This window comes from Bacillus sp. AY2-1 (genome assembly GCF_008368965.1).
GTDB classification, from domain to species: Bacteria; Bacillota; Bacilli; order Bacillales; family Bacillaceae_G; genus Bacillus_A; species Bacillus_A thuringiensis_S.
This window is the reverse complement of sequence record NZ_QPEL01000179.1, coordinates 1-5,649: the sequence shown is the minus strand read 5'-3', so window position 1 is coordinate 5,649 and position 5,649 is coordinate 1. Positions and strand designations below refer to the sequence as shown.

Here is a 5,649-nt window from a genome sequence, read left to right as displayed (position 1 = left end):
AAATTACGTCTCGTATTTCCGATTTTTATAATATCTATTTCATTCTGTATTTTATTAAATAAAGATGGGTACATTGTCGCAGTGTTCTCATTTTTCGTCGCAATCGTTTTAATTACCGTTTTATATTATGTAATGAAAGACTTTATACAAAAATAAAGATGTCATAATAGGCATTTTTATTTTGGAGAAAATATAAAATTTCACATACCGTATTTTATATAAAATACATGAAGTATATAACAATAGAAAAGTGTGTACTTTGCTGTGTATGTACTTGTCAATCTTGCATAGCCACTATACTATTAAAATGTAGAGATTATAAAAAGGGGTTGTATCTATCATGAAATTTGAGATGCACACAAAAATTATTTCAAATGAAAAAGAAGTAAGATTACATATTGAAGAAAATATATTTCAATTAATATTGGATGGCTATCACTTATTTACAGTTCAAGAAATATTGCCTTTATATAAATCAAATGAAGAAAGAATTGGAAGTGCAACGATATTGAAGCTAGAGTGGGAGAACGGAAAAACTACAATAAACTATCAACTCGTTTCACTAAAATCAGTAAATTAAAAGGAGTAGAAAAATATGAAGTTATTTCATACAGCGGATTGGCATTTAGGTAAGCTTGTTCATGGCGTGTATATGACTGAAGACCAAAAGATTGTATTAGATCAGTTTGTACAGGCTGTTGAAGAAGAAAAACCAGATGCTGTAATTATTGCAGGGGATTTATATGATCGAGCAATTCCACCTACAGAAGCAGTAGACTTATTAAATGATGTGCTGCAAAAAATAGTTATTGATTTGCAAACACCAGTTATTGCGGTAGCTGGTAATCATGATAGTCCGGATCGTATCCATTTTGGAAGTAGTTTAATGAAAAAACAAGGATTACATATTGCAGGTCAATTTCAATTCCCGTATGAACCTGTTGTACTAAATGATGAACATGGAGAGGTTCACTTCCATCTAATACCGTATGCAGATCCAAGCATAGTGAGGCACGTGTTGAAAAATGAAGACGTACGTTCTCATGATGATGCGATGCGCATTTTTATGAATGAGCTCTCTGAAACGATGGATAAAGAAGCTAGACATGTATTTGTTGGACATGCATTTGTAACTTCTTCAGGAGAAGCGGAGGAGAATACAAGTGATGCAGAACGACCACTTTCAATTGGTGGTGCTGAATATGTAAATAGTCATTATTTTGATAAGTTTCATTACACAGCGCTTGGACATTTACATCAAGCGCATTTCGTACGTAATGAGACGATTCGATATTCAGGTTCACCACTTGCCTATTCAATTTCTGAAGAGAAACATAAAAAAGGTTATTACATTGTAGAACTGAATGAAACTGGTGAAGTAGCAATTGAAAAAAGATTACTTTCACCACGTCGTAAAATGCGAACAGTAGAAGCGAAAATAGATGAATTATTACAGCACCCAGTAAGTGAAGATTACGTATTTGTAAAATTATTAGACGAAAACCCTGTCTTACAGCCGATGGAGAAAATACGATCTGTATATCCAAATGCAATGCACGTTGAAAGAGCGATGCAAAGGCGAGAACTCACAGATACAAATGAAGTAACTGTTTCAAGACATAAAACGGATGATTTATCTCTTTTAAAGGCTTTCTATAAAGAAATGAAAGGGTTAGATTTATCAGAAGAGAAAGAACGCCTATTTATAGATGTATTACAAACAGTGCAAGAACGGGAAGGTGAACGAGGATGAGACCGATTCAGCTTATTATGACAGCATTCGGGCCATATAAACAGAAAGAAGTAATCGATTTTGAAGATCTTGGAGAACATCGTATTTTCGCTATTTCTGGGAATACAGGAGCTGGAAAAACAACGATTTTTGATGCGATTTGTTATGTGTTATATGGTGAGGCTAGTGGAGAAGAACGTAGTGATACGAGCATGCTTCGAAGTCAATTTGCTGATGATAATGTTTATACAAGTGTTGAACTAACCTTTCAGTTAAAAGGGAAACGCTATGAAATAAAACGACAACTTGGACATAAAAAACAAGGGAACAAGACGATCACAGGACATGCAGTAGAATTATATGAAGTTATTGATGGAGAAAACGTTCCAGCCGTCGATCGTTTTCATGTAACAGACGTAAACAAAAAAGTGGAAGATTTAATTGGGTTAAGTAAACATCAATTTAGCCAAATTGTTATGTTACCCCAAGGGGAATTCCGAAAACTATTAACATCTGAGACGGAAAACAAAGAAGAGATTTTACGTCGTATTTTTAAAACGGATCGTTATAAATTAATGCGTGAGTTACTTGATCAAAAGAGAAAACAATGGAAAGATGTCTTGCAAGAAAAACAAAAAGAGAGAGAGCTCTATTTCCGTAATGTTTTTAAATTACCAATCCGTGATGGAGCATTATTAGAGACATTAGTGGCACAAGAACATGTAAATACGCATCAAGTAGTAGAAGCGTTAGAACAAGAAACAACCGTGTATAAAGCAGAGGTTGAGCAATTACAAGTAGAACAAGATGTTCAAACGAAGCAATTAAAGGATGCAGAAACACGTTTTCATGCAGCAAAATCTATAAATGAGAAATTTATAGATTTACAACAAAAGAATGAGAAATATAACACTTTACAAGAGAACCGTGCAGCAATTGAAAGGAAAGAAAAATCCTTTAAACGTGCGGAACAAGCAAAGCGCTTATTACCATTTGAACAATGGTATGAAGAAGCGATGGAAAATGAGCAGAAAGTTGAAAGTTTGTTAAAACAGATAATCGTCAAACAAGAACAGATAATGAATAGTTTTGAGCTTGCTCAGGAGAAGTATGAAGTAGTAAAGAATAAAGAACTTGAACGAGAAGAGGCTAAAAAACTTGTTCAAAGATTAGAAGAGTTACAAGCGATCATTGAATCATTAGCTGAGAGAAAGCTGAATTTACAAAATGCCGAAATTCAAATAGGGAAATTAAAAGAAAGTATGCAAAAGTTGGATCAACAACTAGAAGAGCATACAAGTCAAAAACAGGGAATGTCTGATGAATTGCAGCAATTAGAACAAGCACTTGAGCAATATGTAGCTAAAGTAGAAGAACTAACCAATATGCGAGAAGATGCAAAAGTTTTAAAGCAAGCATATGATGTTTGGCAAGAAAAACAAAAATTTGAGCAAGAAAAAGAAGCGGCAAATAATAAAATGCAAGTGGCAGTTCGTGCGTATGAAAACATGGAGCGCCGCTGGTTAAGTGAACAAGCTGGTATACTAGCTCTTCATTTACATGATGGTGAATCTTGTCCGGTATGTGGTAGTACGAATCACCCGCAAAAAGCTACAGAGCAAAGTAATGCGATCGATGAAAAAGAGTTAAACGATTTAAGAGATAAGAAGAACATTGCTGAAAAATTAAATGTGCAAGTAGAGGAGAAATGGAATTTCTATCGACTACAATATGAACAAGTGATAGAAGAAGTTGTGAAGCGCGGCTACAACTCGGAAAAATTAGCTGAAACATATAGTGCACTTGTTCAAAAAGGAAAACAATTAGCAGCAGACGTGAATACGTTAAAAGCAAGTGAAGAAACACGTAAGCAGATTGCTGTGAACATGAAAAGCGTAGAAGAAAAAATAGAAGAACTTCAGAAACAAAAACGGGAAGTAGAAACAATGCAGCACCGTACAGAAATGGAGTGCATGCAACTTCGTACGTCATATGAACATGATAAACGAAATATTCCAGAAAACTTACAAACAGTACAAGCTTGGAAAGCACAGTTGGACCAAGCTATGCAGGAACTTAGGTTAATGGAGGACGAATGGAAGAAAGTGCAGGAAGCGTATCAGCATTGGCAAAATGAAAATATACGTATTCAAGCTGAACAGAAAGGTGCTTCTAATCAATTTGAAAGTGCAAAATTGAAGAAAGAAGAAACTTTCGCACGCTTTATGAAAGAGCTAGAACAAAGCGGGTTTACAGATCAATTCACGTATAAAGAAGCCAAATTAAGCGATGCCCAGATGGAGATGTTACAAAAAGAAATTCAAGGTTATTATTCATCTCTCGAAGTGCTTGCAAAACAAATTGAAGAGTTAAACTCAGAATTAAAAGATAAAGAGTATATGGATATTACATCTTTAGGTGAACACATAAAAGAACTAGAAATTAATCTCGATATAATTAAAGAAAAACGTCAACGTGCGCAAAATGCGGTAACATATATTTCTGATTTACATGAAAATATTAGACGTATTGACGAACAAATTCACGATGAAGAGAAAGCCTTCCAAGAACTTGTTGATCTATATGAAGTAATGAAAGGTGATAACGAAAGTCGTATATCATTTGAACGTTACATCCTAATTGAGTATTTAGAACAAATTGTTCAAATCGCAAACGAACGACTAGGTAAATTATCAAATGGACAATTTTATTTAAAACGAAGTGAGCGAGTTGAAAAGAGAAACCGTCAAAGTGGATTAGGATTAGATGTGTACGATGCATACACTGGTCAAACACGTGATGTAAAAACATTATCTGGCGGAGAGAAATTTAACGCATCACTTTGCTTAGCGCTAGGAATGGCAGATGTAATTCAAGCATATGAAGGTGGTATTTCCATCGAAACAATGTTCATCGATGAAGGGTTCGGTTCATTAGATGAAGAATCATTAACGAAAGCAGTAGATGCCTTAATTGACTTACAAAAATCAGGCCGATTTATCGGTGTCATTTCACACGTACAAGAGCTGAAAAACGCAATGCCGGCTGTATTAGAAGTAACGAAGCAGAAGGATGGGTGTAGTCAGACTAGGTTTGTGGTGAAGTAAGCCTAGAAAATGGAGTAGGGAACCTACCGATACTTTTAGTGTCATATGTATGAATAATAAAACGTCGTCTCTTCATTGGAGACGACGTTTTATTTTATAAAATATCTATGAATTATCTGTAGAAGGCGGCGTATTCTCTAAACGATTATAAGTTTTAAAGGCTGAAATTGCCGAGATAACTCCGCCTACTAAAAATAAAGCGGATCCTCCAACTAAGATGATACGACTGACATATGTTTCCCGTGCTTCTTCGACTTCTTCTTGTAACGCTGTAGGCATATGAATTCCCCTTTATAAAAGTTGTTTTATAAATAGTATATACAAACGCCTAAAATGTGTTAAAATAACTGATGATTTTATGCAGTGGGTAATTAGATGAGTAGGATGCGAGTGGCTAAATAAATCTTCATCACAAATTTATGCGAACTTCACATAGAGCACATATTAACATTGTATTATGTATATGTACCAAATAAATAAATAAATAAAGTGAATGTAAGTTCTGTTTTCAAAAATTTAAAATCCTTTTATTTCTATATGAAAGTTTTAATCAAGGGTTTTAAAAAATTTGGAAATAGATCTTATGAATATGGAATTCATATAAAAGGGGAATGTCTTATGACAACATATACGAGTGAAATGAGAAAAACTTTAGTTTCAGAAGAAGATGTAGATATTTTAAAAATTATGGCGCATCCAATCCGCCTGCAAATTGTAAATGAATTAAGTACGAGAAAAACTTGTAATGTAACACAATTAACAGAGTTACTGAATATTCCGCAATCTACTGTTTCACAACATTTATCAAAA

At 34.2% G+C, this 5,649-nt stretch carries 5 protein-coding genes; 4 read left to right on the top strand and 1 reads right to left on the bottom strand.

What is annotated here, in order from left to right:
• The first annotated feature begins 340 nt into the window (after positions 1–340).
• From DN403_RS27650 to DN403_RS27640, 3 genes are read left to right on the top strand one after another with little or no spacing between them, the layout of a single operon-like run.
• Positions 341–580 (top strand): DUF2584 family protein, encoded by a 240-nt coding sequence (locus DN403_RS27650; protein WP_000667346.1) that lies wholly within the window; start codon positions 341–343, stop codon positions 578–580.
• Between the two features lie 15 nt (positions 581–595).
• Positions 596–1,753 (top strand): exonuclease SbcCD subunit D, encoded by a 1,158-nt coding sequence (locus tag DN403_RS27645; RefSeq protein ID WP_000765144.1) that lies wholly within the window; start codon positions 596–598, stop codon positions 1,751–1,753.
• Positions 1,750–4,839: an AAA family ATPase gene (locus DN403_RS27640; protein WP_098437209.1), complete on the top strand. Its 3,090-nt coding sequence runs from the start codon at positions 1,750–1,752 to the stop codon at positions 4,837–4,839. Before DN403_RS27645 ends, DN403_RS27640 begins: the two co-directional genes overlap by 4 nt.
• A 105-nt stretch (positions 4,840–4,944) precedes the next feature.
• On the opposite strand, the gene DN403_RS31415 is transcribed toward DN403_RS27640, so the two are convergent.
• Positions 4,945–5,118 carry a hypothetical protein gene (locus tag DN403_RS31415; protein WP_001141667.1) on the bottom strand — a complete coding sequence of 58 codons (174 nt, stop codon included), beginning with the start codon at positions 5,116–5,118 and terminating at the stop codon, positions 4,945–4,947.
• Positions 5,119–5,457: 339 nt separating this feature from the next.
• Here DN403_RS31415 and DN403_RS27635 point away from each other — a divergent pair.
• Positions 5,458–5,649 (top strand): ArsR/SmtB family transcription factor (locus tag DN403_RS27635; protein WP_149185979.1); only part of this gene is annotated, 192 nt, incomplete at its 3' end.

What these genes read in the sequence shown, in the direction of transcription:
- DN403_RS27645 (WP_000765144.1), top strand. Translation starts at nt 596, where the DNA reads ATGAAGTTATTTCATACAGCGGATTGGCATTTAGGTAAGCTTGTTCAT.
- DN403_RS27640 (WP_098437209.1), top strand. Translation starts at nt 1,750, where the DNA reads ATGAGACCGATTCAGCTTATTATGACAGCATTCGGGCCATATAAACAG.
- DN403_RS31415 (WP_001141667.1), bottom strand. Translation starts at nt 5,118, where the DNA reads ATGCCTACAGCGTTACAAGAAGAAGTCGAAGAAGCACGGGAAACATAT.
- DN403_RS27650 (WP_000667346.1), top strand. Translation starts at nt 341, where the DNA reads ATGAAATTTGAGATGCACACAAAAATTATTTCAAATGAAAAAGAAGTA.